Below are 24,611 nucleotides of genomic sequence, written 5' to 3' on the forward strand. Positions count from 1 at the left end.
GAACTCAGTAGTGAAACGATGCATCGCCGATGGTAGTGTGGGGTTTCCCCATGTGAGAGTAGGTCATCGTCAAGATTAATTTCGCAAAACCCCTATCTGCGCGAGCAGGTAGGGGTTTTGTCTTTCCGATATTCGCACACCTTTCTCCAGGCAAAGATGTTTTGTCCCTCTCGCACCTGCGCAAACGCGCCGAAGGGTGCGACAATTATTCCTGTTCGTTTACGTGACTTTGCCCTGCCCAAGCTGCGTCAAGGCTTAGGTTCGGGGCATCCTCGCGCCCGAACATAGCGATGCCAGCGTGCCGTGCTGCGCATTTCTGGACCTTCACCGTCCTATACAACTGAGGTTACAAGCAAGATGGCCAAGGCCGCCGATGTCGTTGTGCAATGCCTGGAAAACGAAGGTGTCGAGTATGTGTTCGGCATTCCTGGTGAGGAAAACCTCGACCTGCTGGAATCCCTGCGCAAGTCGAAGATCAAGCTGGTACTGACCCGCCACGAGCAGTCTGCGGGCTTCATGGCAGCCACCTATGGCCGCCTGACCGGCAAGACCGGCGTCAGCCTGTCGACCCTGGGCCCTGGCGCGACCAACCTGGTAACCGCCAGTGCGTACGCCTACCTGGGCGGCATGCCGATGATGATGATTACCGGCCAGAAGCCGATCAAGAAGTCCAAGCAGGGCCGCTTCCAGATCATCGATGTGTGCGGCATGATGGACCCCATCACCAAGTACACCCACCAGTTCGCCTCGGCCGACAACATCCCTTCGCGCATGCGTGAAGCGTTCCGCCTGGCCGAAGAAGAAAAACCGGGCGCCGTGCACCTGGAGCTGCCGGAAGACATCGCCGCCGAGCAGACCGATGCCATGCCGATCCCGCGCAGCCTGCACCGCCGTCCGCTGGCCGAGCACGTGGCTATCGAAGCTGCCATCGAGAAACTGCGCACCGCCCGCAGCCCTATCCTGGTGATCGGTGCCGGCGCCAACCGCAAGATGACCGCCAAGGTCCTCAAGCAACTGGTCGATAAGACCGGTATCCCGTTCGTCACCACCCAGCTGGGCAAGGGTGTGGTTGACGAGCGCAGCCCGCGCTTCCTGGGTAATGCTGCGCTGTCGTCCGGTGATTTCGTGCACCGTGCGATCGAAGCGGCTGACCTGATCGTCAACATCGGCCACGATGTGATCGAGAAGCCGCCGTTCTTCATGGTCCGTGGCGGCACCGAAGTCATCCATATCAACTTCCGTTCCGCCGAAGTCGACGCCGTGTACTTCCCGCAGGTAGAAGTGATCGGCGACATCGCCAACGCCGTCTGGCAGATCGCTGAAGGCCTGGGCGACACCTCGCACTGGGACTTCACCCGTCTCATGGCGATTCGTGAAGCCAACGAAGCCCAGATCGCCGAAGGCGGCGACGATGACCGCTTCCCGGTCTACCCTCAGCGCCTGGTTGCCGACATCCGTCGTGTTCTGCCGTCCGAAGGTATCGTCGCCCTGGACAACGGCATCTACAAGATCTGGTTCGCGCGCAACTACAAGGCCCACAAGCCCAACACCGTACTGCTCGATAACGCCCTGGCGACCATGGGCGCCGGCCTGCCGTCGGCCATGGCAGCGCACCTGGTGTACCCGGACCGCCCGGTGATCTCGGTGTGTGGCGATGGTGGTTTCATGATGAACAGCCAGGAGCTGGAAACCGCAGTCCGTCTGGGCATGCACGTTACCGTGGTGATCCTGCGTGACGATGGCTACGGCATGATCCGCTGGAAGCAGGCCAACATGGGCTTCACCGATTTCGGCCTGGACTACGGCAACCCGGACTTCGTCAAGTACGCCGAAGCCTACGGTGCCAATGGCCACCGCGTGGAAAGCGCCGAAGGTTTGCTGCCGCTGCTCGAGCACTGCATCAAGACCCCGGGCGTGCACGTGATCGACTGCCCGGTCGACTACAGCGAGAACGACCGCATCCTCAACAGCGAGCTGCGTGAGCGCGCGCTGGCGGTGTAAGCCTTAAGGCCCGATCGCCGGCAAGCTGTTCCCACGGGAATATCACTGGTCTCTTTGGCCAGTGATATTCCCGTGGGAACAGCTTGCCGGCGATCAGGCTCTACAGAGCAGGGCCTGCGCTCGTTGGCGCGCATATATTCACCACCGCTCAGATCTCGCTATTCACCATTCAGGTTCTCAAGCCCCATGGAGAACACGAGAACATGACGATTGGATCGTCATACAACCACCCCGCCAACCTGGCCATTGAGCCTCCTTCAACCTCGCAACCTTGGGCTGCGCTTCCCGAAACCACCAGACCTTTTGTTTGGATGATCGATTTCACCTTTGATCACTACCCGCATTATCAGATGCTGTAGGTAATGGAATTCGTGGCTATCAGGTAGATAAGTCTTACCGGAGGTCTTCGCTTTTCCCACAGGTCTGTGGGAGTGCGCTGACTGTCGCTCCCCAGCCTGACCCCGTTTTACTGGCGCTCTTCCACAACAACCAAAAAAGGAAGCCGCCATGTCCGAACTATGCCTCCCCATAAGCCCGGTAAAAATCGCCGTCATTCAGTACGACCCTCAGGTTGGGCTAGACAATCGCGATGGCAACCTGAAACACGGGTTGGCCCTGGCCAGGCGAGCTGCTCGCGAAGGTGCCAACCTGATTGTGCTGCCTGAACTGGCAAACACCGGTTATACCTTTCAGTCGCGTGCCGAAGCCTATGCTCATGCCCAGACGTTACAGGACGGGCCCAGCCTGCAGGCGTGGGCGGACTTTGCGCAGGAACACCAGGTCTACCTGGCCGCAGGCTTCGCGGAACGCGATGGTCTGAAACTCTATGACAGTGCAGTGCTGTTCGGGCCTGAAGGGATGCTTGGGCATTATCGCAAGGCCCACCTGTGGAATCAGGAAAAGCTGTGGTTCACCCCTGGCGACCTGGGCTTCCCTGTCTTCGAAACGCCCATCGGACGTATAGGTTTGTTGATCTGTTGGGATATCTGGTTTCCCGAGGTCCCACGTCTGATGGCGGCGCAAGGTGCCGACATCCTCTGCAGCCTGAACAACTGGGTATGGACGCCACCACCGCTGTTCGATGCTGCCGGACGTTGCATGGCTTCATACCTCACCATGACGGCAGCACACGTCAACAATGTCTATATCGCCGCCGCCAACCGAATCGGTAGCGAGCGGGGAGGCCGTTTTCTGGGTTGTTCGCTGATCGCCGGGACCAACGGATGGCCCATCGGTGAAACGGCCAGCGCAGATCACGAAACCATCCTCTATGCCGATGTCGATCTCAGCGCAGCCCGTTCGGCGCCAATCTGGAACAGCCTCAACGATTTGCCGCGAGACCGGCGTACAGATCTTTACGACGCCACGCTCGGCTATCGCATGCATGCACCGATGCCACGCTGAGGAGACGGAAATGAAGGTTAAACTCATTTCGCCTCAGCAATTGATCCCAGCATTGATGCTGGCCAGCCTGACAGTATTGCTGGCTGCCAGCCTGGTGCTTGGTCAATGGCCGGATTATGCACAGTGGACTGCGACACTGGATCAGCCACTGAGCCGCCTGCGCTGGATAGTCGCAGACATCAGCGAAGTCACTTTTTACAAGCATGAACTACCCGCCCTCGGTTTGCTGCTCGGCGCTTGCCTGGCGCATTGGGCCTATATCCGTGGCTACCGTTGCCAGGGCTTCGCCATCTGTTATGGCAGTGGCTTGTGGCCCTGGGTTTTCATCAGCTCGCTGCTTGGCTTGCTGCTCAGTCATGCCTTGTGGGGCTGGACCTTGGCCAGTGGCGCCTGGCAACCCACTTTCGTCGCCTTCGTCTCGCTGCCTGCTGCCATGGTTCTGCTGTTTGGTGGCGGCTGGCAGGTGACGATCACCGGTGCGGTGTTGGGCGCACTGCTGGTAGCACCAGCCAGCCTGTTGCTGGTCAATTACCTGTGCTACCCCCTGCAGTTGCCTGCCGTGATCGGCAATGTCAGCGGGATGGCTGTAGCAAGCGTGATGGCTTTCATGCTGTGCAGGCGCTTTCCATCGCTGGTCGAGGGCGGCCGCAGGCCCGAGACGTTGCAGGCTGTTGCGCCAAACCCGGACTATGGCGTGGTCTGGTCACTCAGGCGAGTTTTGGCCGATTTCAGCGAAGGGCCATTTTTCGGAAATGAACTGGCCAGTCTGGGGCTCTTGCTGGGTGTGCTGGCCGCCTACATGCTAGCGCCCGCTGCACCCGCCTATGGCTCGCAACTGGTTGTTCAGCTGGTGGCCGGGCAGGGGGTGTTTTCACTGGTTGGTGTAGTGATCTGGCGTCGTCAGTGGCAAGCACGTGGCTGGTATCCCACCTACATTCCCATTGTGTCGGTTGTTCCTGCCGCGGTGCTGACCCATGGCGGTAGCTGGCAGGTGGTCATGCTCAGCGCAGTATTGGGCGCGCTGATCGCACCGCCGTTGGCTGTGGCCATCAGCCAACGGTTACCGAGCCATATGCATGGCTATATCGGTAACGTTCTATCCATGGCCATCAGTACATTAGGTATCGTGCCGCTGGTCGGGCTTGTTACGGGAGTTGGCGTATGACGGAAGTTGAAAATTTGCCTCGCTTGTCGATTGCCAGCCTGGGAGGAACAGCCAGCATGCAGGCTGGTGCATCAGGGCGGGGGGTGACGCCAAGTCTCGACTGTGAGAGGCAATTGGCCTCGTTACCCCACTTGCGCGAGATGGCGCACCTTGAAGTGGCCACGCTGTGTCTGGTCCCTAGTGCCTCACTGAGTTTCGTGATGCTTCTGGATGTGCTGGCCTGGGCTCGCGCTGAAATCGAAGGTGGCTCGCAGGCAGTGATACTCACTCAGGGGACCGATACGCTGGAGGAGACGGCGTACTTCTTCAACCTGCTCTGGCCTTTCGACGCACCGCTGGTGCTTACCGGTGCAATGCGCCCGCCCAGCCAGCCGGGGAGCGATGGGCCGGCCAATCTGCTGGCGGCGACGCAGGTAGCTCTGGCTCACGCTAGCAGGGGAAGAGGTGCGCTGGTAGTGATCAACGACCAGATCCACTGCGCAACACGGGTACGCAAGACTGCCAGCCTGTCGATGGACGCGTTCGAGTCGCCTGGCAGTGGCCCCGTTGGTGAACTCGTAGAAGGCTTGGCGGTTTATCGTCAACCGCCTTGCCCGCGCAGGGTGCTACCGCTCCCCGAACGCGTCGGGCATCGGGTTGCGCTGCTGGAAGCTTGCCTGGATGCAGACACAACCTTGCTGCAGGCTGTTGCGGCCTTTGGCTTCGAGGGGCTGGTCATATCCGGGTTTGGTGCCGGGCACGTTTCCAGCGCCTGGTCCGATGTGTTGGGTGAGCTGGCGGCGAACCTGCCGGTGATTGTCGCTACCCGCACCGGAAGTGGTACCACCGCTCGGGCCACCTATGGTTTTGCGGGTGCCGAGATCGACTTGCAGTCCAAAGGCGTACACATGGCCGGACAACTCTGCCCGCGCAAGTGTCGAATATTGTTGTGGCTGCTACTCGGCACGGGGCAACAGTCGTCGCTGTGCACCTGGCTACCCCAATAGGGTAACTGCCCGCAGCTCTGTGGCTGTGGGCAGCCCTTGACCCGTCGCTGTGATAGGGTGCACACACTTTTGCTTTTCAGGATGTGCAACCATGCTCCCCCCCCTCAGCGAAAAAGAACTCCACCGCCTGGAAGACCTGCTGATCACTTACGGCAACGACTATTCGGTACTCAACCTTGCCGAGCTCAACGGCTTTTTCACCGGCCTGGCCAGCTCGCCGTCGCGGGTCAACCCTGAGCAGTGGTTGCCTGCGGTCGCCGGTGGCAAGGTGCCGAAGTTCAAGAAGCCTGCCCATGAAGAAGCCTATACGGCACTGATGCTGCGCTATGCCCACCAGGTGGCGGAACAGCTTGCGCAGAACGTCGACGGCTTCGAGCCGGTGTTCGAAGAAAGTGAAAGCGAGGAAGGGCCGGCGATCATCATGGAAGAGTGGTGCTTTGGCTACATGCGCGCTACCCAGATTGCACAATGGGGCGACCTTCCGCCCGAGCAGGATCAATTGCTCAAGGCTATTTCGCTGCACGGGCTGGAGGATAACTTCGAGCTGCTCGATACCATGAGTTTCGATGAGCTGCAGGCCTGCGTGCCACATGTGGTCGCAGCGGCGAAGGGCTTGTATCGGTATCAGAAGCAGCAGCGCCACTGACCCGATGGGGCGGGGCCCTTTTGGGTCTGCCCCGCCCACGGGCCTTGGGTACCCAGCGATTATTTCGCATCGCGAAATTATGATCTTCCCCCAGCACTGATTCTGCAACTCAGCGATTCAGCGCAGCATGTGCTCCACCAGCACCACGCCGGTGCCGACCCTGGAGCACAGACCATGATCAAACTCTACAACTTCCCCAAGTCCGGCCATGCCCATCGCATCGAGCTGATGTTGTCGCTGCTGGGCCTGCCCACCGAACTGGTGTTCGTGGACCTGGCCAAGGGCGCGCACAAGCAGCCGGAATTCCTCGCCCTCAACCCCCTCGGCCAGGTGCCGGTGATCGATGACAACGGTACTGTCATTGCCGACTCCAACGCCATCCTCGTCTACCTGGCCAGCACGTACGACAAAGCCGGCCATTGGCTGCCCCAAGACCCGGTCACCGCCGCCCGTGTGCAACGCTGGTTGTCCACCGCCGCAGGGCCGCTCGCCTTCGGCCCGGCCGCTGCCCGTCTGGTTACCGTGTTTGGCGCCTCATTCAATACCGACGAAGTCATCGGTCGCGCCCACGCCTTGCTCAAGGTGATGGACCGCGAACTGGCCGAGTCGCCATTCCTGGTGGGCGACCAGCCGACCATCGCTGATGTGGCCAACTACTCCTACATCGCCCACGCCCCTGAGGGCAACGTCTCGCTGGAGCCGTACCCCAACGTACGCGCCTGGCTGGCACGCATCGAAGCGCTGCCCGGTTTCGTTGCCATGCCACGTACCGCCGTGGGCCTGCAAGCCAACGTCTGAGCCGCAACCCAACCGAGGAACGCCGCCATGCAACAAACCCCTGACCCTCGACCCTCGCCCTGGCACGTTGGCGAAAAACGGCTGCAGGAGCAGGCCGGTGTGGCGCAGCGCATGGAGGCGTTCGGGCAGAAGGTCATTCGTGACTACATGCCCGACCAGCACCGCGAGTTTTACCGGCAACTGCCTTTCCTGGTCGCTGGCGCCGTAGACGCCCACGGTAAACCCTGGGCGACGTTGCTTGAAGGCCCTGAAGGCTTCGTCAGCTCGCCCGACCCACGGCAATTGCTGATCGACACCCATCTCGCCAGCGACGACCCGGCAACGCCAGGCCTGGGCGCAGGTGGTGCTGTCGGCTTGCTCGGCATCGAGTTGCACAGCCGCCGGCGCAACCGCATCAACGGGCTTATCCAGCAAGGGGGTGGTGGCCCGCTGGCGGTGACGGTGGAGCATGCCTTCGGCAATTGTCCCCAGTACATCCAGTTGCGCGCTTACACGCGTGTCGATGAGCCGCCGCAGGGCAGGCTGGACTCCAGCGTACTGGATACCCACGCAGTGACGATGATCGAGCAGGCAGACACCTTCTTTGTCGCCAGCTACATTGACCACCAAGACGGCCATCGCGCTGTGGATGTCTCGCACCGCGGCGGCCGGGCCGGGTTCGTCAAGGTCGACGGCAACCGCCTGACCATCCCCGACTATGCCGGCAACTTGCACTTCAATACCCTCGGCAACCTGTTGGAAAATCCGCAGGCAGGGTTGTTGTTCGTCGATTTCAGCAACGGCAACGTGCTGCAAGTGTCGGGGCGCACCGAGATTTTGCTCGACAGCCCACTGATCAAAGACTTCGCCGGCGCCGAGCGGCTATGGACGCTTCAGGTCGAACACATCGTGCTGCGCCGGGCTGGCGTGTCGCTACGCTGGGCCTTTGAGGAATACGCACCGACCAGCCTGATGACCGGGACCTGGGCCGAGGTCGAGCAGCGCCGGCAGCAGCGCGAGCGGCAGCGCCAATGGCTGGCCTGGCGTGTTGAGCGGGTGGTGCAGGAGAGCCAGGACATCCGCTCGTTCTACCTGGCGGCCGATGTGCCGGTAACCTTTGCTCCAGGCCAGCACATCCCTGTGCGGCTCCCGCTGGGTGGCGACACGCCGTTGATTCGCACCTACAGCCTGTCCTGCGCGCCATCGGACGGCCACCTGCGCATCAGCGTCAAGGCCCAGGGTGCGGCTTCGCGGTATTTGCACGAACAGGTCGGCGTGGGCGACCTGCTCGACGTGCGGCTGCCCATGGGCAGTTTTACCCTGGACGGCGACAGTACAAGGCCCATCGTGCTGATTGGTGCAGGCGTAGGTATTACCCCGCTGATCGCCATGTTGCGCGAGCAGCTGGCCCGGCAGCAGACGCGGCGAATTCACCTGTTCCACGGCGCCCGCCGCCTCGCTGACTTGCCATTTCAGCAGGAACTGGCCGCGTTGTCCGAGCAGGCAGGTGGCCTGTTGAGTGTGCATCGCTCCCTAAGCCAGCCGGAGGACGACGCAGTGCCAGGACGCGACTATGAACATGCCGGGCGCCTGGCGATCGAGCAGGTGAAAGCGAAGCTGGCGCTGGATGACTATGACTTCTACCTGTGTGGGCCGGCCAGCTTTACCCAGGACCTGTATGAAGGGTTACGCGCCATACATGTGCCGGACAAGCGCATTCATGCAGAAGCCTTCGGCCCGTCGACGCTCAGGCGTCATACCGATGACGACCAGCCGACGCTGCAGCAGCCACCGGCTGCCAGCGAGCCAGTGCCTGTGTACTTTGCCAGCTCGGCTAAGGAGGCGCGCTGGGCACCGGGCGGTGGTACCTTGCTCGAACTTGCCGAAGCCCGTGGGTTGTCGCCGGACTTCAGCTGCCGGGGCGGTTCGTGCGGCACCTGCAAGACCAAGGTGGTGAGCGGGCAGGTGCATTACCCGAACCCGCCTGCCCAGATGCCGGAAGCGGGGACAGTGCTGATCTGCTGCGCGGTGCCGGGCAAAGCGCAGGAGGGCGGGCAGGCGCTGGTACTGGATATTTGATGCTGCCTGCAGATAGCAGATAATCTCTACCCACGATACTCAGGAGCCGGCATGGACCAGATCCACCTGATGAAGGTGTTCGTCGCGGTAGGCGAGCTGGAAAGCTTCGCTGCTGCCGCCCGCCGTCTGGACATCTCGCCCGCTGCAGTAACCCGCGCGGTCAGCGCGCTTGAGGACATGCTCGGCGTCAAACTGCTGCTACGTACCACGCGCAGCGTGCGCCTGACCCAGGCGGGTGGCCGCTATCTGGAGGACACCCGTCACATCCTCGCCAGCATCTCTGAGGCCAACGAGGCCGCCGCCGGCATCAACGCCACGCCCAAAGGCGAACTGGCCGTCACCGCGCCCATTCTGTTCGGCAAGAAATTCGTCATGCCGAGCATCGTGCGTTATCTGCAGCAGTACCCCGAGGTGGACGTATCCGCCTACTTCCTCGACCGCATCGTCAACATGGTCGAGGAGGGCATGGACGTTGCGGTGCGTATCGGTCCGCTGCCCGACTCCGGCCTCAAGGCCCTGCGCGTAGGCAGGGTCAGGCGCATGCTCTGCGCCTCGCCTGAATACCTGGCGCGCCACGGTGTGCCGCAGCACCCCTCGGACTTGCCGGCGCATGCGGTGATCGCCACCACCAACCTCTCGCCGCGTGCCGGTTGGCGCTTCGGCGTGACGGACGAACCGACCCTGGTGCGCATCAAGCCCAGGCTCACCGTGACCAGCAACGACGGTGCGATCGCAGCGGCGGTGGGCGGGCTGGGGATTGCTCGGTTGCTGTCCTATCAGGTGGTGGACGAGATCGCCAGCGGGCAGTTACAGGTGCTACTGGCCGACTATGAGGAAGCCCCATGGCCGATCCATGTGCTGCACCGCGAAAGCAAGCACGGCTCGGCCAAGGTGCGCATGTTCGTCGACCTGCTGGCGCATGAGCTGCGGGCCCAAGGGCTGGACTGAAGTCATCCTGCCTTCGGTTCGCCCGGTTGCGGTTGCTCGCTGACAACCGTCTGGATCGCCTGGTACTCCAGGCTGAACCCCAGGCTCATTTCTTCACCCTGGCGCAACAAGCGCAAACCCGGTTGCCCCGGCAGGTGATGGGCATTGATTGGATGGCTGACCGGTTCAAAGCAGAAGAACGGCTTGTCCTGGGGGCAGAACAGCAAGAAATGCTCGGCGCCGTCGGCGCTGCATACCAGCCGATAACCGGCCCCGGGTTGCTCGATCACGCAGTCCCCGGCCCACCCGCCGAACGCATGGTCGACCACGGTGCCCGGCAGGCTGGCCGGCGCATCGAAGCGCCAGTCTTGAGGCACCGCTGCCGTGTACGACGGCAACCGCCCCTCTTCGGCCAGCCACACGTGCTGCGCTGCTGCCTGCAGGCGGGTGTCAGGGTAGCGCGGGAAGTAAGGATGCAACCCCAGTCCATACCAGGTAGCGGGCTCATCCAGATGCGTTACCTGCAGGTCAAGCCTCAGGCGGCCTTCATGCAAATGCACATCCAGTACCGCCCGGTAGGCGAACGGCACGCTGCTCTGGAGCGTCAGCCTTGCACTTCGCTCACTGTGATGAGCCACCTGCCAGGCCTGCTGCCAGGCGGTGCCATGGATCGGATACGGGTCGTGTGCGGTGTTGGGCGCCAGGGCCAGCCAACCCTCGGGCCTTGCAAAACCACCCTCGGCAATACGGTTGGACCAGGGCGCCAACGGGTAGCACCCCAGCTGGCGCGGTGTACCGCTGGCCAGCGCTGCCTGATCGGTATGGCGCAACAGCGCCTGCCCGGTCGCCTTCACCTCCCAGTTGATCAGGCTGGCGCCCAGCTCGGGCGCCAGGGTCAGGCGGGTCAGGCGGTCTTGCAGCTGCAGTTCGGTGACAGCCATCAGCGGCTCCTTTCACAAAGCGGGTCAGCTGGCCCGACGATAGGTCAGCAGCACGATGCCGCACACCACCACGGCGGCGCCGACCAATTGCCAGGTGCCCAGGCGCTGATCCAGCAACGCCCAGCCCAGCAGCAACGTGGCGATGGGCTCGATATTCATCACTGGCGCGTTCTGCGCCATGTTCAGCCGTGGCACACAGACGAACAGCAAGGTGAAGGCCACGCCATACAGCACCACCAGGCTGGCCAAGGCCGTCCAGCCGCTGGCGCTGGCCGGCAGCGACAACCCCGAGGGCATCACCCCGCTGGCCCCCGCCACCAGCATGCTGGCGAACACGATCAGCAGGGTCAGCAAGCTGCGCACCGGGCCGCGAACGGCAGCCAGTTTGTGGTCGGTGATCCACAACGCGCAGGCGAACACGCAGGCGGCGCAGAACGAAAGGCCCACGCCCAGTAGCCAGTGCGGGTTGGCCTCACCGTTATCGGCCAGGCGCCCAGGTACATCCAGCGCCAGCACCAGGCCACACAGGATCAGCCCCATGAACAGCACGGTGCGGCCGGTCGGGCGAGCGCCGCCCAGCGCCCAGGTGAGCAGCGCCAGCAGCATCGGAAAGGTGTTGCCTACCAGCAGCGCCAAGGCAACCGGAATGCGCGCCACGGCCGAGTACAGGCACAGGCTCTGGGTAGCGATCAACAGGCCCAACAGCAGTTGCCAGTGCCGCGTGCCAGCCGGCAGGCTCAGCGGTTGGCGCTGCCACAGCACCAGGCTGGCCAGCACCAGGAAGGTGATGCCGGAACGACAGAGGATGGCCAACAGCACGCCGGTGTCGTCATCGAAGGCGATGCGCGCGGCAATGTGGTTGCCGGCGAACGAGCAGGCCAGCAGCGCCAGTAGCGCGACCGCCAGCTTGCGCGGGAAAAGGGAGACAGAAGCAGCGACAGCCATGTGCATGATCCATTTGCAGGTGTGTTCAGGAGGCTGTTGCGCAGCCCATCGCTGGCAAGCCAGCTCCCACTGGTTTTGCATTGGCCTTCAGATCGGCGTTGTCCCAGTGGGAGCCGGCTTGCCGGCGATGGGCCGCCCAGCGGCCCCGGATGAGCGCCGTTACAGCACGACGCTCGGCAGCCACAGCGAGATGGCCGGGATATAGGTGACCGCGATGAGCACCAGGAACAGCGCAATGTAGAACGGCAGCAGCGCCTTCACCGTCGATTCGATGCTCACCTTGCCGATGGCCGAGCCGACGAACAGCACCGCACCTACCGGTGGCGTGATCAACCCGATGCCCAGGTTCACCAGCATGATCATGCCGAAGTGCACCGGGTCCACACCGATGCCGGTGATCACGGGCAGCAGGATCGGCGTCAGGATCAGGATCAGCGGCGCCATGTCCATCACCGTGCCCAGCAGCAACAGCATGAAGTTGATGCACATCAGGATCACGTAGCGGTTGTCCGACAGGGTCAGGAACACTGTGGTGATCTTCGACGGGATCTGCATCAGCGTCATCACGTAGCCGAAGCTTGCGGCAAAGCCGATCAGGATCATCACGATCGAGATGGTGCGCACGGTGCGGTGCATCAGCTTGGGCAAGTCGCGCCACTTGTAGTCGCGGTAGATGAACATGGTCACGAAGAACGACCAGACCACTGCCACGGCCGCTGATTCGGTGGCGGTGAACACGCCCGAGAGAATACCGCCGAGGATGATGACCATCGCCATCAGGCCCCACAGTGCTTCGCCGGCGATTTTCAGAGCCTGGCGCAGCGGGATCACTTCACCTTTGGGGTAGTTGCGCTTCTTGGCGAAGATCAGGCACAGGCCCATCATCACCGCGCTCAGCAGCAAGCCGGGCATGATCCCCGCGATGAACAGCGAGCCGATCGACACTGTGCCGCCCGCCGCCAGCGAGTACAGCACCGAGTTGTGGCTGGGCGGGGTGAGCAGTGCCTGCACCGAGCCGCTGACGGTCACTGCCGTGGAGAACTCGCGCGGGTAGCCCTTGCGCTCCATCTCGGGGATCAGTACCGAGCCTACAGACGCGGTGTCAGCCACCGACGAGCCGGAAATGGCGCCGAAGAAGGTCGAGGCCATGATATTGACCAGCGACAAACCGCCCCGTACGAAGCCCACCAGCACTCCGGCGAAGGCCACCAACCGCCGTGACATGCCACCTTCGGCCATGATTGCGCCAGCCAGCACGAAGAACGGAATGGCCAGCAGTGAAAACTTGTTAACCCCACTGGCGATCTGAATCATCATCGCCTGCAGCGGGATATCGATCCACCAGGCGCCGATCAGCGCCGACAGGCCCAGGGCGAAGGCCACCGGCATGCCGATCAGGATGAGCACGATGAAACTGCCCAACAGAATGAACGCATCCATTTACGCAGCTCCTTCGTTTTCTTCCGCCAGATCGTAACGAACCACCTTGCGGTTGCTCTGATCGCCCAGCAGGAGTTTTTCCAGTACAAAAATCAAGGTCAGCAGACCACCGACCGGGATCGGCGCGTAGGTCATGCCCACCCGTACCCCAGGCAAAGAGGCCAGCGACTGGTTCCACGTGGTGATGCACAGCTTGATGCCGTAGTAGGTCATGAACACGCACACCAGGATCATCAGCACCTGCACCAGCAGTGCAACCAGCTGGCGCTGCAGCGGTGGCAGGCGGTCGGTGATCATCCCTACCGCCATGTGCGCGCCGGCCCGGTAGCTGGCGGCGGCACCGACGAAGGTGAACACCACCATCAGCAGGATCGACACTGGCTCAGGCCAGCTGGAGCCGGTACCCAGCACGTAGCGTGCAAAGATGCCCCAGGGAATGATCAGCGACATGGCCAGGATCGACAGGCCGGCGACCCAGATGCAGCTGCGGTAGAGCGTGTCGTTCACGCTCAGGAAAAGCGATTTCATAGGCATCACCAAAGCGGCAGGGCGGCGGGCGCCGCACTGCCGCGGTCAAACTTGGAAGGGGGCCGGTATTACTGGACGGCGTCGATACGCTTCATCAGGTCTGCGTACGGCGCACCGTACTTCTCGCGTACCGAAGCGGTAGCCTCGAAGAACGGTTTCTTGTCGACGCTGATGAACTCCACGCCCGCGGCCTTGAGTTTCTCTTCGCTGGCGGCAGTCTTGGCATCCCACAGCGCGCGCTCTTCCATCTGCGCTTCGCGCGCGACCTTCTTCACCAGCGCCTGCTGTTCAGGCGTGAGCTTGTTCCAGGTGGTCTTGGACATCACCACCGGCTCCGGCAGGATCAGATGGCCAGTGAGGGTGAAGTACTTGGCGCTCTGGTAGTGGTTGTGCTCGAGCAGGGTTGGCGGGTTGTTTTCGGCGCCATCGATCACGCCGGTCTGCAGGGCGCTGAAGATCTCGCCGGTGTCCATGGCGATGCCGTTGCCGCCCATGGCGTTCATCATGTCGATGAACAGCGGGTTGCCCTGCACGCGGATCTTCATGCCCTTGAGGTCTTCCAGGCTGCGCACCGGCTTCTTGGTGTAGATGCTGCGCGAGCCGCCGTCCATCCACGCCAGGGCCACCAGGTTGAATTCGGAGTTGGTGATCTTGTCGAGGATCTCCTGGCCGATATCGCCGTCGATGATCTTGCGCATGTGGTCATGGTCGCGGAACACGAACGGCATGTTGAACACGTTCACGTCCGGCACCACCGGGCCGACGATCCCCAGGCTGACGCGGGTCATTTGCACGGCACCGATCTGCGCCTGCTCGATGACTTCCTTTTCCGAGCCCAGGACGCCGCCGGGGAACATCTTGAAGGTGATTTCGCCATTGCTGGCGGCTTCGATCTTCTTGCCCATGTTCTGCTCGGCGACCACGGTCGGGTAACCGGCCGGGTGGATCTCGGCGAACTTGATGTCCAGCGCGTGGGCTGGCAGGGAGAGGCTGAAGGCGAACGGGAGTGCAGCAAGAAGCAGCTTGCGTTTGAAAGTCATGATGAAACTCCGTGGTTTTTATTATCCGGTTTCGGGCGTACGAGTGTGGTTGGCAGTACGGGTGTTCAGCCCCGGCAGGCAGGTTCCTCCAGGCCTTTGACGCCGAGTTCGAAGGCAAATACCCCACCAGCCAGCGGCTGGTCGCAGAGGTCGATGCCTGCGGGGCGGATCGAGGTGACGAACAGGGTGTCCAGGTTGGCGCCGCCGAAGGCGCACATCGCCGGCTTTTTCACCGGCACGTTGAGTGAGCGGTCAAGGCGGCCATCCGGCGTGAACCGGTGGATCTGACCGGCATCGTTGCCGCAGATCCAGTAGCAGCCGTCCTGGTCGATGGCAGCGCCGTCCGGGCGACCGGGGAAGGCGCGCATGTCGACGAACAGCCGCTTGTTGTGGGGTATGCCACTGTCGATGTCGTAGTCGAACACCCAGATCTTCTGCACGTCGGGGTGCGAGTCCGACAGGTACATGCGTGTGCCGTCGGGGCTGAAGGCCAGGCCATTGGGCACGATCATGCCGTCCTGCTGCAGGTGTAACTGGCCCTCGCCGTCATGCCGGTACAGCGCGCCGACCGTGGCGCCTTGCTGCATGTCCATCAACATGGTGCCGGCCCAGAAGCGGCCCTGGCGATCACAGCGCCCATCGTTGAAACGCATGCCGCTCTGTGCATGGTCGACGGCGCTGAGCAAGTGGCTGGCAAGGCTGCCATCGGCCCTGGTTTCAAGCTGGAAGATGCCGCTTTCCATGCCGGCGATCCAGCCCCGCTCAGTGCGCGCGATGCAGGCGAGCATCTCGTCGCCTTGCCAGGTCTGATGGGCACCATCGGGCTGCCAGCGATGCAGCTGGCGTGCGGGAATGTCGACCCAGTACAGGGCGTGTTCGGTGGGGTGCCACACGGGGCTTTCGCCGGTGCCGTTGCGGGCGTCGACGATCAGTTCGCAGTTCATGGCCGGGCCTCCTGGAGCACTGGGTGTCAGTTGAACGGTCCGGCTACGGCGAAGGCGCCGCCCTGATAGACCATGCTCGGGTCATCGGCGGCAGGTGCCGGCTGGGCCTCTACCACTTCGCGAAACACCTCGGAGGTGTCTTTAGGCTCGTAGCCCAGGTGCGCGGCATAGCGGTTGTCCCACCATACGGTGCGGTTGTCGGAGGCACCGTAGACAATGGTGTGGCCCACGTTAGGGGTGTTCAGCCCACGTTCGATGAGCTGGACCAGGTCGTCGTAGCTCAGCCAGGTGCACAACATGCGTGGGTTCTGTGGCTGGGGGAAGGACGAGCCAATGCGGATGCTGACGGTCTCGATGCCATAGCGGTCGAAGTAAAAGCTGGCCATATCCTCGCCGTAGCATTTGGACAACCCGTAGTAGCTGTCGGGCCGGCGTGGAGCGTGAGCGTCGATGCGCTCGTCCTGGCGGTAGAAACCGATGGTGTGGTTGGAGCTGGCGAAGATGATGCGCTTGACCCCATGCTTGCGCGCCGCCTCGTAAACGTGGAACACACCGCAGATGTTGGGGCCGAGGATGTCCTCGAAGGAGTGCTCGGTGGATACGCCGCCGAAATGGAGGATGGCGTCTACGCCTTCTACCAGTGCGTGGACGGCGGCCTTGTCGGCCAGGTCGCAGGTCACGACCTCTTCATGCGCACCCGCGGCAGGTGCCATCGGGCTGATATCGGAAAGGCGCAGGACCTCGGCGTAGCCTTGCAGGCGTTCGCGAAGGACCTTGCCCAGGCCGCCTGCGGCTCCGGTGAGCAGCAGGCGATTGAGGGGGGTAGTGGTCATGGCCGGCTCTATTTGTTAATTGTTGTAGGTTGTCGTATGACTGTGTTGATTATTGGCAGTGGGGTTGGCAGTTGTCAATGAGGCGTGTGCGGCTTTCGCCTGGTTTGGTGGTCAACTGTAGGAGCGGCCTTGTGTCGCGAAAGGGGCGCGCAGCGGCCCCAGAACTTCGCAGGCGGCCCCATTGCCGGGGGCCGCTGCGCAGCCCTTTCGCGACACAAGGCCGCTCCTACACAAGGCAATTGCCACACAAGGCCGTTGCCACAGGAAACGCGTTAGCCCGGGTTACAACAGCGACAGCGGGTAATTGAAGATCAACCGGTTCTCATCGAATTCGTTGTTGCTGTAGTCGCGCCGAATCGACGAGTTGCGCCATTTGACGCTCAAATCCTTGAACGCCCCGCTCTGGATCACATAGGCCAGCTCCGTTTCCCGCACCCACTCCTTGCCGTCGGTCACCGCCCCGGTATGCACGTCCTGCCCGCTGATGTAGCGGTTCATCAGCGTCAGCCCCGGCACCCCAACGGTGACGAAGTTGAAGTCATGACGCACCTGCCAGGAGCGCTCGTTGGCATTGTCGAAACTGGAGTTGTAGCTGTCGTTGGCCAAGGTGCCGCCGCTGGTACCGTTGACCCGCATCCAGGTATCGCCATCGACCTTCTGCAGGCCCACCCAGAACGTGTTGCCGCCATACTTGGCCGAGAACATCCCCGAATACGTCTTGTTGTCCAGTTGCCCAGCCTTTTCGGAGCCGTCTTCGCCACCGTGGAAGTAACCGAGGTTGGCGCCGAAGGTCCAGCTGCCGACCGGCTGGCTGTGGCTCAGTTGCAGGTACTGCTGCTCATAGACGTCTTTGAGCACTGCGTTCCACAGCCCGACCAGCGTGCGGTCCTGGTTGAACTTGTATTCGCCACCGATGAAGTTGAAACGGTCCGACAGGCCGCCGCCGTAGCTCATGTCGTCCATGCTGGCGTCGTTGCGCGGGCTGTTGCCGCGGAACTGCCCGCCGTACAGCGTCAGCCCGGCGATTTCGTTAGAGGTGACCTGCCCACCGCGGAAGGTCTGTGGCAGCGAGCGGCCATCGTCGGAACGCAGGATCGGCAGCACCGGCATCCACTCGCCGACCTTCAGTTCAGTCTTGGAAATCCGCGCCTTGCCCGCCACCGCCAGGCGCCCGAAGTCATCAGCCGGCTGCCCATCGTCATGGCGCGGCAGCAGGGCGGTGCCATAGGTGCCGCCACCGCCATCGAGCTTCACCGACCACATTCCCAACACATCCACGCCGAAACCGATCGGCCCCTCGGTGAAGCCTGAGCGTGCATCGAGGATGAAGCTCTGCGTCCACTCCTCAGCCTTGCTCTGCGGGTTGCTGGGGTTGGTGAAGTTGCGGTTGATATAGAAGTTGCGCAGGCCAAGCGTGGCTTTTGAATCCTCGATGAAGCCTGCGGCCACGCTGGTGCCCGGCAAGCTCCCGATCATGCCGGCGCCCAGCAGGGCAAAGGGAAGGGTCTGGCAGATTTTCATTATTGTTGTGCTCCGCAAAAGGGTGTGGCAGCCCGTCCACCGGGCACGCGCAAGCGGCCTGCGGCAGGGGCGGGTGGGTACGGGCCGGTCAAGGCCGGGTAGGGTGAAACAGGGTTACGGCACTAGGTGGCCGTGCATGCTGGAATGAGGGGCGGCGAGAGGCTGGGGTGTAGCGCGATGGGGGTCGACATGGGAGAGTGTCCACTGATTGTTGTTTTTGTTATGTGTTGTCGTACAACTGTGGCGATTTTTTAGCAAGCGCAGGCGGTAATGTCAACGCCTACTAAGGCGAATAACGCCTGGTTTAGCACCTTTCTGAGAGGCACCTTTCATCAACAGAAGCTCTAGCCCGGGCATCTCCCTGCCTTGAAAGAGATACTACGACTAAAGTCGGTGTGAAGGGCGTTGATTTGCTGGTAACCCTGGAATTTTGTGTATTAGGACCGGATCAGGGGGTTTAAGACGCGTTATGTTGGATTTAAGACCCGGCAAGATTGTTGAGCGCCTCTGCAAGCGTGCGTACCGAGCGGACCCCACTTCCCCGTGAACCATTGCTAACAGGACATGTCTTACTGCCATCATCGACATGATGTCATTTCACACGCAAGGAGGCTCCATCATGCAATCAACCCCACCTATAGCCACCGGTAACCTGCTGGGCACCTATGGCTACGGCAAGGCGCTGATCATCAGCATGCTCATCTTGGGCAGCATCTTCTTCGGCTTGGCCGCTTTCGTCGGCTACCTGAGTGTCGCCAGCGACCTGCAATTCAACGGACCCAAGCAAATCTTCTACTTCACCGTCGCCTTGCTGGCTGTGCTCGGGCTGAGCATGTTTGCCCTGGCCCTGTGGCAGACAAAGCTGCGCAAAGCGCGTTACGAGGTCTACGAAAAAGGCATCTGCCAGATCATCGGCAGCGAACGTGACTACGTGCCTTTCAGCGAGATGAATGACTTGTACCTGTTCGCCTCTGGCCAGACAGCCTTCGCAGGCCTCACCAACAACCTGGCTTATCGGCGCAACGCAAGCGAGCCTTTCCGCCGGGTCAATCCGCACCTCAAGGGCCTGTTCGCCTTTATCGAACAGGTGCGCGACCAGCATCTGAACGAACGGCTGCCAGCGGTATACGCCACGCTTCAAAATGGTGGCGGGGTGCAGTTCAACTATCTCGACACCAAACAGGTATGGGGCAAGCGGATCAGTGGCGACTTCTTTAACGCCACCACCAGGGCCCTTACCGTCACTCGTGACTCGCTCGAGATCGATGGCCGCAAGGTCTCGTTGAACAGCCTGGGCAATGTCGATCTCAATCAGTGGACAGAGTTGGTCGTTATCAAGGACGAGAGCGGCCAAACACTGTTGTCGACCGTCGGTAACGGGATCATGAGCTTTGATCTGTTCCTCAATACCTTGCACAACCTGCTAGACGCACCGCAAGCGCAGGCGGACAACGCCGTCACTGCCTGACGCTAGGTATCGGAGCCGCTTGGCGGCTCCTGATTAAGCTAAGCCTGAATTGAAGCGCTTCGAGAGGGTTTGGCGTCTCCGCCAACCGGCCCTATACTCATCTACGGCCTCGCCCTCGACCACGTGACTGGCTTGTTCCATGTCGGGCACACTTCTGCCCCTTGTCGGCGTGGGCGGGGCCTCTCCCTTATCCAGTTTCCCCCCCGGTCCACAATCGAATACTGTGCCTGCAGGTCATTCAAGCAGGTTGCCTGCACCCATGGCCATTATGGCAAGGTCCCGCTCCGGCACTTCGAGGCTGCTACGATAATGCTCCTCGAGATCCGGTGCCCAGCTTGCCACTTCATCAATTACCTCAATGGCCTGCGCCTGGGAGAGCCCATAGTGTTCAACTTGGCTCAACAGGTTTCGTCGTGAAATTTCATGCCCATAACTCCCGATAGCCATTGCCAGCCGTGAAGGCGGGGCTCCCTCGGTAGTCGGCACTACGTCATACATCGGCGACAGTCGCCAGCAGCCGTTCGTAAACAGCACGGCGACATTCTTTGGATGGTCATCATCGTTACCGACAAGAATGTTGAAACAGATCCGCTTGTACAGCTCCTGGCGGTCCGCTTCCGGCACGCCACGGCGGTTCATTTCGTCTACCAGCACCCCGTAATGCCATTTCTTCCAATCCCCCTGCCCGAGCCAGTTGCTGTCAAGCAAGGTCAAGCCGCTTAGCATCGGAACGCGTGCGTATTGGCCGTTAGCTGCCGGCGCTCTGTCAAAACGGTCGACCAGCAATGTGTTGACCCGCCCTTTGTGCAAGCGAACGTTGGCAACATTCAAGCCTTTGCTGGCGGCGAATACCATGCACGCATACTCAAGCGAAGGGATGTCGTAGTTGTCGTGGCGATCTCGAGGTTTGGCCAGGATAAGTCTGCCTGCCTCGACCAAGGTACATTTGGGGCGCGCACCACCGAGCGAGGAGCGTTGCTGCAACGTAGCCTTGGTCGCTCTATCCGTGCCAGGTGGGAAGCCGCCCTGGACTCCGTCTGCAAACTGGATGAACGCATCCAGTTGAGTGAGTGTGCCCAGACCTGCCTGGCCGATACCTTCAGGTGGCACTTTGCTGCTGCCCACCATCAGGCTGCCGGCGCGATCATGGTTGGGCGACTTCTGCAGGTAACTGATTGCGTCCAGCTCGCCGCCGTGCTCGCGGATGACCAGCCGCTCGCCCCAACCATCCGGTGCTGCATCCCTGATGAAGCCAGGAAGACCGCCGTTCTTGGTGATGTTGGTGTAGGGCTCCGCGCGCAGAGGGTAGTGCAGTGGATCAGGCACCCAGCCCCCTGCCTTGTAATAGAGAGGGCTGTAGACGAATTCACCCACACCCTTCTCCACGGTAAGGCGCCCGAGCGTGGTGACCTCAAGCGATCCGGGTTGCTGGATATAGATGTACAGTAAAGGCATTAGAAATCATCCTCTGAGATACGCTTGAGCCGCACTCGATGCTCGGTGGTGTAGGGCGCGGGGGAGGTCTCTGGGATTTCTTTGAAGACATCCTCAAGCAGGCCGAGATGCCACAGTGCGGTCATATAGCTGCGCATTTCCACGGTAGGCGTACCTGCTTCGATTTTGCTCAGCGTGGTGATGGATAGGCCGGATTGAGCTGCAAGATCCTTCTGACGGACTCGGCGTTCTAGCCGTCTGGTTTTGATCAGAAGCCCGATTTTTGTCAGGCGGTCGGCACACATCAAGGGGAAAACCAGCATTTTAAGATCTTCTATAAGCGTTCTTATCATCGATAAGTGTCACTATAGCACTGCTTATATGTGCTGAAAAAACCGAGTGACTGGATACTTACCCGATGTATGGGCAGACGAATCATGGATGCTACGTCTTGCGCTGGGTTCTGCAGAGCATTCGAGGTAGGCAGCGAGCCCATAAGACTTCAGCATTTAACGTCTCTATAAGCATGGCGGCGGCAAAAACTGAGTGCAACACCTGACCAATCCGGTACGGTGTCCCTATGTCTTACCAAGAACTCAGTATTGAAGAACGCATCACGATCCAGTTCGGCCAGCTCCAGGGCCTGAGCCAAAGAGCGATCGCCCGGATGCTTGATCGCAGCCCCTCGACCGTTAGTCGTGAGCTTCGCCGTAACGCCGCCAGTACCTCGCCCTATTCTGCCAGCCAGGCTCAGCAACAGATGCGCCTGCGCCGCCAAGGCGTGCCGACCTGCGCGCAAGCTTGAACCAGGTGGCGAACTGTTCGATCTGGTGGCCTACCTGCTGCGACAGCGCTTTTCTCCTCAGCAAATTGCCGGCAAACTCCGACGCATGGAATTCCCAAAGCTTGAAGACGCTTACGTCTGCCGCGAAACGATCTACAACGCCATCTATGCATTGCCGGTGGGTGAGCTTCGCAAGGAGCTGATCATTTGCTTGCGGCAAGGTAAAACCAGTCGTCGCCCCCGCACTGGCGGGGTAGACCGCCGTGGCCAAATCCCTGATCTCGTCAGCATCCATGTTCGTCCGCCTGAGGCAGAAGATCGTCTGACGCCCGGCCACTGGGAGGGCGATTTGATCAAGGGCAAAGCCAATGCTTCTGCGGTCGGTACGTTGGTAGAGCGCAGTACGGGTTACCTGATGCTGATCAAGATGCATGACGCCACAGCGACTTCGGCGGTCGAAGGTTTCAGTGCCGCCTTGAACCGCATGCCTCTGGCAGCGCGTAAAAAGTTGACCTATGACCAGGGCCGGGAAATGGTGCGTCACGCCGAGATCACCCAGCGTACCGGAGTGGCTGTTTACTTCTGCGACCCGCATAGCCCCTGGCAGCGCGGCAGCAACGAAAACATCAACGGCCTGATTAGGCAGTACCTGACCAAGGGCACCGACTTGTCTGGGCATAGCCAGGAGCAGCTGGATGCCATTGCGTATGAACTGAATATTCGGCCGCGCCAGCGTTTTGATTACCAATGCCCAATCGAGATGATGACGCAGATGATGGCTCGGCATCATGAGGGCTCATCCTTAATTCAATGAAGCCCGGTGTTGCACTCAGCCTTTGAAACCGGGCCTTCCAATTTAAAGTTGTTGACTCTAGCTTTTTGTCTGGGCGTTTTCTCGGGCACTCGAAAAAGTCGAGTGAAGTTCGGCAGGATGTTTGGGGGTGGAAGCGTTAAATTTCTGTTGGCAGGAAAGTACTGGCGTAAAGAAAAGGCTGCCAATCGGCAGCCTCCTTGATGATCAGCCCGGACAATCAGTCCCAGCTCAACGCCCCACCCGTCTGATACTCGATCACGCGCGTCTCAAAGAAGTTCTTCTCTTTCTTCAAGTCCATGATCTCGCTCATCCACGGGAACGGGTTGGTAGTGCCTGGGTACTCTTCCTTCAAACCAATCTGGGTCAAACGACGGTTGGCGATGAACTTGAGGTAGTCCTCCATCATTGCCGCGTTCATGCCCAGTACGCCGCGTGGCATGGTGTCACGGGCGTATTCGATCTCCAGCTGGGTCCCTTGCAGGATCATCTGGGTCGCTTCTTCCTTCATCGCCGCGTCCCACAGGTGCGGGTTTTCGATCTTGATCTGGTTGATCACGTCGATACCGAAGTTCAGGTGCATCGACTCGTCACGCAGGATGTACTGGAACTGCTCGGCAACGCCGGTCATCTTGTTGCGGCGGCCCATGGACAGGATCTGGGTGAAGCCGCAGTAGAAGAAGATGCCTTCCAGCACGCAGTAGTAGGCGATCAGGTTGCGCAGCAGCTCTTTGTCGGTTTCGACGGTGCCGGTGTTGAACTCCGGGTCGGAGATGGCGCGGGTGTACTTCAGGCCCCAGGCGGCTTTCTTCGCGACCGACGGGATCTCGTGGTACATGTTGAAGATCTCGCCTTCATCCATGCCCAGCGACTCGATGCAGTACTGGTAGGCGTGGGTGTGGATCGCCTCTTCGAAGGCCTGGCGCAGGATGTACTGGCGGCACTCCGGGTTGGTGATCAGGCGGTACACTGCCAGGGCCAGGTTGTTGGCAACCAGCGAGTCGGCGGTGGAGAAGAAGCCGAGGTTGCGCATCACGATGCGGCGCTCGTCTTCGGTCAGGCCGTCCTGGCTCTTCCACAGGGCGATGTCGGCGGTCATGTTGACCTCTTGCGGCATCCAGTGGTTGGCACAGCCGTCGAGGTACTTCTGCCAGGCCCAGTCGTACTTGAACGGCACCAGCTGGTTGAGGTCGGCGCGGCAGTTGATCATGCGCTTTTCGTCAACGGCGACGCGGGCCGAGGAGCCTTCCAGCTCGGCCAGGCCTTCGGCGATGTCCAGGGCGTCCAGCGCGGCCTTGGCGCGCTTAACTGCGTCGGAGTCGGCGGCGGTGGCAGCACGGGCTTCCAGGGCGGCAGCACCGCCGGCGCTGTCGAGCTTGTCGAGGGTGGCGGCGGCGTTGGCCTGCGCAGGGGTGTTGCCTTTGGCGGCTACTTCGCCGTCTTCTTTGTCGAATTCGTCCCAGCTCAGCATGGTTTGGCTCCTGCTTGAGGATTGCCCTGAGGCAACCGGTTGGATTTTAAGAATGTGATGCCTGACGCAAGGCCGTTACGGCGAATGGACAGCTCGAGAGGCTGACTCTCGTTACATCTGGATTCGTGCCTGGCCAGGCCTTGGGGAGGGGCCAGGGACTTGAATAGGTGCCCTTTTCAGAGGGGGCGGAGTATACCGGAATTCGCTTTCGATCGGGGTGCGCGTCTTGCGGGCGAGGGTAATTTTTCGACCGGTTTTAAGCGCGTCCGTTCACGGTATCTCGTGTCGTCTTTTACGGGAAGGGAGTTTAGCGGTAAATAGCGCGAGGCACTACATGTTGTGGTTTTTTATTTTATCGATACATCATGTTGGGTTGGCGCGGTTTTTGTAGGAGCGGCCTTGTGTCGCGAAGGGGCTGCAAAGCAGTCCCGGAATCCTTGTGAAAATAGTGGATTCCAGGGGCCGC

The 24,611-nt window shown here is 61.1% G+C and carries 20 protein-coding genes and 1 pseudogene; 10 read left to right on the forward strand and 11 right to left on the reverse strand.

Annotation, left to right across the window (positions count from 1 at the left end):
* The first annotated feature begins 357 nt into the window (after nt 1–357).
* From EGJ09_RS25805 to EGJ09_RS25840, 8 genes are all read left to right on the forward strand, one after another.
* Nucleotides 358–2,001 carry an acetolactate synthase large subunit gene (locus tag EGJ09_RS25805; RefSeq protein WP_039604766.1) on the forward strand — a complete coding sequence of 548 codons (1,644 nt, stop codon included), beginning with the start codon at nt 358–360 and terminating at the stop codon, nt 1,999–2,001.
* A gap of 507 nt (nt 2,002–2,508) precedes the next feature.
* Nucleotides 2,509–3,405 carry a nitrilase family protein gene (locus EGJ09_RS25810; RefSeq protein WP_125925134.1) on the forward strand — a complete coding sequence of 299 codons (897 nt, stop codon included), beginning with the start codon at nt 2,509–2,511 and terminating at the stop codon, nt 3,403–3,405.
* A gap of 10 nt (nt 3,406–3,415) precedes the next feature.
* Nucleotides 3,416–4,570: a hypothetical protein gene (locus EGJ09_RS25815; RefSeq protein WP_125925135.1), complete on the forward strand. Its 1,155-nt coding sequence runs from the start codon at nt 3,416–3,418 to the stop codon at nt 4,568–4,570.
* On the forward strand, nt 4,567–5,556 hold the full coding sequence (locus EGJ09_RS25820; RefSeq protein WP_125925136.1) for an asparaginase: 990 nt from the start codon (nt 4,567–4,569) through the stop codon (nt 5,554–5,556). The genes EGJ09_RS25815 and EGJ09_RS25820 overlap by 4 nt, the downstream gene beginning before the upstream one ends.
* 91 nt (nt 5,557–5,647) lie before the next feature.
* A complete protein-coding gene (locus EGJ09_RS25825) occupies nt 5,648–6,202 on the forward strand; it encodes a UPF0149 family protein (RefSeq protein ID WP_119688380.1) in 555 nt (184 codons plus the stop codon).
* A gap of 174 nt (nt 6,203–6,376) precedes the next feature.
* A complete protein-coding gene (locus EGJ09_RS25830; RefSeq protein WP_125925137.1) occupies nt 6,377–7,000 on the forward strand; it encodes a glutathione S-transferase family protein in 624 nt (207 codons plus the stop codon).
* A gap of 27 nt (nt 7,001–7,027) precedes the next feature.
* A complete protein-coding gene (locus EGJ09_RS25835; RefSeq protein ID WP_125925138.1) occupies nt 7,028–9,058 on the forward strand; it encodes a pyridoxamine 5'-phosphate oxidase family protein in 2,031 nt (676 codons plus the stop codon).
* Between the two features lie 51 nt (nt 9,059–9,109).
* Nucleotides 9,110–10,006 carry a LysR family transcriptional regulator gene (locus EGJ09_RS25840; RefSeq protein WP_125925139.1) on the forward strand — a complete coding sequence of 299 codons (897 nt, stop codon included), beginning with the start codon at nt 9,110–9,112 and terminating at the stop codon, nt 10,004–10,006.
* Nucleotides 10,007–10,008: 2 nt separating this feature from the next.
* On the opposite strand, the gene EGJ09_RS25845 is transcribed toward EGJ09_RS25840, so the two are convergent.
* The 8 genes from EGJ09_RS25845 to EGJ09_RS25880 all read right to left on the reverse strand — a co-directional run bounded on the left by EGJ09_RS25845 (nt 10,009) and on the right by EGJ09_RS25880 (nt 18,177).
* On the reverse strand, nt 10,009–10,926 hold the full coding sequence (locus tag EGJ09_RS25845; protein WP_125925140.1) for an aldose 1-epimerase: 918 nt from the start codon (nt 10,924–10,926) through the stop codon (nt 10,009–10,011).
* 24 nt (nt 10,927–10,950) lie between these two features.
* Nucleotides 10,951–11,871: a DMT family transporter gene (locus EGJ09_RS25850; RefSeq protein ID WP_115273008.1), complete on the reverse strand. Its 921-nt coding sequence runs from the start codon at nt 11,869–11,871 to the stop codon at nt 10,951–10,953.
* Nucleotides 11,872–12,030: 159 nt separating this feature from the next.
* The gene (locus EGJ09_RS25855) at nt 12,031–13,311 is read right to left on the reverse strand and encodes a TRAP transporter large permease (RefSeq protein ID WP_046787478.1); all 1,281 of its coding nucleotides are present in this window, start codon (nt 13,309–13,311) and stop codon (nt 12,031–12,033) included.
* The gene (locus EGJ09_RS25860) at nt 13,312–13,839 is read right to left on the reverse strand and encodes a TRAP transporter small permease (protein ID WP_115273007.1); all 528 of its coding nucleotides are present in this window, start codon (nt 13,837–13,839) and stop codon (nt 13,312–13,314) included.
* Between the two features lie 68 nt (nt 13,840–13,907).
* Complete coding sequence (locus tag EGJ09_RS25865; RefSeq protein ID WP_012313102.1) at nt 13,908–14,879, reverse strand: TRAP transporter substrate-binding protein; 972 nt, start codon at nt 14,877–14,879, stop codon at nt 13,908–13,910.
* A gap of 65 nt (nt 14,880–14,944) precedes the next feature.
* Complete coding sequence (locus EGJ09_RS25870) at nt 14,945–15,823, reverse strand: SMP-30/gluconolactonase/LRE family protein (RefSeq protein WP_046787476.1); 879 nt, start codon at nt 15,821–15,823, stop codon at nt 14,945–14,947.
* 26 nt (nt 15,824–15,849) lie between these two features.
* A complete protein-coding gene (locus tag EGJ09_RS25875; protein ID WP_125925141.1) occupies nt 15,850–16,656 on the reverse strand; it encodes an NAD(P)-dependent oxidoreductase in 807 nt (268 codons plus the stop codon).
* A 282-nt stretch (nt 16,657–16,938) separates the two neighbouring features.
* A complete protein-coding gene (locus EGJ09_RS25880; RefSeq protein WP_125925142.1) occupies nt 16,939–18,177 on the reverse strand; it encodes an OprD family porin in 1,239 nt (412 codons plus the stop codon).
* A gap of 619 nt (nt 18,178–18,796) precedes the next feature.
* Between EGJ09_RS25880 and EGJ09_RS25885 the strand changes: the two genes are divergently transcribed.
* The gene (locus tag EGJ09_RS25885; RefSeq protein WP_125925143.1) at nt 18,797–19,645 is read left to right on the forward strand and encodes a hypothetical protein; all 849 of its coding nucleotides are present in this window, start codon (nt 18,797–18,799) and stop codon (nt 19,643–19,645) included.
* A gap of 234 nt (nt 19,646–19,879) precedes the next feature.
* Here the strand turns inward: EGJ09_RS25885 and EGJ09_RS25890 are convergent, their stop codons facing one another.
* On the reverse strand, nt 19,880–21,100 hold the full coding sequence (locus EGJ09_RS25890; protein ID WP_125925144.1) for a type II toxin-antitoxin system HipA family toxin: 1,221 nt from the start codon (nt 21,098–21,100) through the stop codon (nt 19,880–19,882).
* On the reverse strand, nt 21,100–21,402 hold the full coding sequence (locus tag EGJ09_RS25895; protein WP_119688388.1) for a helix-turn-helix domain-containing protein: 303 nt from the start codon (nt 21,400–21,402) through the stop codon (nt 21,100–21,102). Before EGJ09_RS25895 ends, EGJ09_RS25890 begins: the two co-directional genes overlap by 1 nt.
* 257 nt (nt 21,403–21,659) lie before the next feature.
* Between EGJ09_RS25895 and EGJ09_RS25900 the strand changes: the two are divergent.
* Nucleotides 21,660–22,677 (forward strand): annotated as a pseudogene (locus tag EGJ09_RS25900) (IS30 family transposase).
* Nucleotides 22,678–22,894: 217 nt separating this feature from the next.
* On the opposite strand, the gene EGJ09_RS25905 reads toward EGJ09_RS25900, so the two are convergent.
* A complete protein-coding gene (locus EGJ09_RS25905; protein ID WP_012313106.1) occupies nt 22,895–24,145 on the reverse strand; it encodes a ribonucleotide-diphosphate reductase subunit beta in 1,251 nt (416 codons plus the stop codon).
* Nucleotides 24,146–24,611: the final 466 nt, after the last annotated feature.

The organism is Pseudomonas sp. p106 (assembly GCF_003936645.1).
Taxonomy (GTDB): Bacteria; Pseudomonadota; Gammaproteobacteria; order Pseudomonadales; family Pseudomonadaceae; genus Aquipseudomonas; species Aquipseudomonas putida_E.

What these genes read in the sequence shown, in the direction of transcription:
- EGJ09_RS25805 (WP_039604766.1), top strand. Translation starts at nt 358, where the DNA reads ATGGCCAAGGCCGCCGATGTCGTTGTGCAATGCCTGGAAAACGAAGGT.
- EGJ09_RS25810 (WP_125925134.1), top strand. Translation starts at nt 2,509, where the DNA reads ATGTCCGAACTATGCCTCCCCATAAGCCCGGTAAAAATCGCCGTCATT.
- EGJ09_RS25815 (WP_125925135.1), top strand. Translation starts at nt 3,416, where the DNA reads ATGAAGGTTAAACTCATTTCGCCTCAGCAATTGATCCCAGCATTGATG.
- EGJ09_RS25820 (WP_125925136.1), top strand. Translation starts at nt 4,567, where the DNA reads ATGACGGAAGTTGAAAATTTGCCTCGCTTGTCGATTGCCAGCCTGGGA.
- EGJ09_RS25825 (WP_119688380.1), top strand. Translation starts at nt 5,648, where the DNA reads ATGCTCCCCCCCCTCAGCGAAAAAGAACTCCACCGCCTGGAAGACCTG.
- EGJ09_RS25830 (WP_125925137.1), top strand. Translation starts at nt 6,377, where the DNA reads ATGATCAAACTCTACAACTTCCCCAAGTCCGGCCATGCCCATCGCATC.
- EGJ09_RS25835 (WP_125925138.1), top strand. Translation starts at nt 7,028, where the DNA reads ATGCAACAAACCCCTGACCCTCGACCCTCGCCCTGGCACGTTGGCGAA.
- EGJ09_RS25840 (WP_125925139.1), top strand. Translation starts at nt 9,110, where the DNA reads ATGGACCAGATCCACCTGATGAAGGTGTTCGTCGCGGTAGGCGAGCTG.
- EGJ09_RS25845 (WP_125925140.1), bottom strand. Translation starts at nt 10,926, where the DNA reads ATGGCTGTCACCGAACTGCAGCTGCAAGACCGCCTGACCCGCCTGACC.
- EGJ09_RS25850 (WP_115273008.1), bottom strand. Translation starts at nt 11,871, where the DNA reads ATGGCTGTCGCTGCTTCTGTCTCCCTTTTCCCGCGCAAGCTGGCGGTC.
- EGJ09_RS25855 (WP_046787478.1), bottom strand. Translation starts at nt 13,311, where the DNA reads ATGGATGCGTTCATTCTGTTGGGCAGTTTCATCGTGCTCATCCTGATC.
- EGJ09_RS25860 (WP_115273007.1), bottom strand. Translation starts at nt 13,839, where the DNA reads ATGAAATCGCTTTTCCTGAGCGTGAACGACACGCTCTACCGCAGCTGC.
- EGJ09_RS25865 (WP_012313102.1), bottom strand. Translation starts at nt 14,879, where the DNA reads ATGACTTTCAAACGCAAGCTGCTTCTTGCTGCACTCCCGTTCGCCTTC.
- EGJ09_RS25870 (WP_046787476.1), bottom strand. Translation starts at nt 15,823, where the DNA reads ATGAACTGCGAACTGATCGTCGACGCCCGCAACGGCACCGGCGAAAGC.
- EGJ09_RS25875 (WP_125925141.1), bottom strand. Translation starts at nt 16,656, where the DNA reads ATGACCACTACCCCCCTCAATCGCCTGCTGCTCACCGGAGCCGCAGGC.
- EGJ09_RS25880 (WP_125925142.1), bottom strand. Translation starts at nt 18,177, where the DNA reads ATGAAAATCTGCCAGACCCTTCCCTTTGCCCTGCTGGGCGCCGGCATG.
- EGJ09_RS25885 (WP_125925143.1), top strand. Translation starts at nt 18,797, where the DNA reads ATGCAATCAACCCCACCTATAGCCACCGGTAACCTGCTGGGCACCTAT.
- EGJ09_RS25890 (WP_125925144.1), bottom strand. Translation starts at nt 21,100, where the DNA reads ATGCCTTTACTGTACATCTATATCCAGCAACCCGGATCGCTTGAGGTC.
- EGJ09_RS25895 (WP_119688388.1), bottom strand. Translation starts at nt 21,402, where the DNA reads ATGCTGGTTTTCCCCTTGATGTGTGCCGACCGCCTGACAAAAATCGGG.
- EGJ09_RS25905 (WP_012313106.1), bottom strand. Translation starts at nt 24,145, where the DNA reads ATGCTGAGCTGGGACGAATTCGACAAAGAAGACGGCGAAGTAGCCGCC.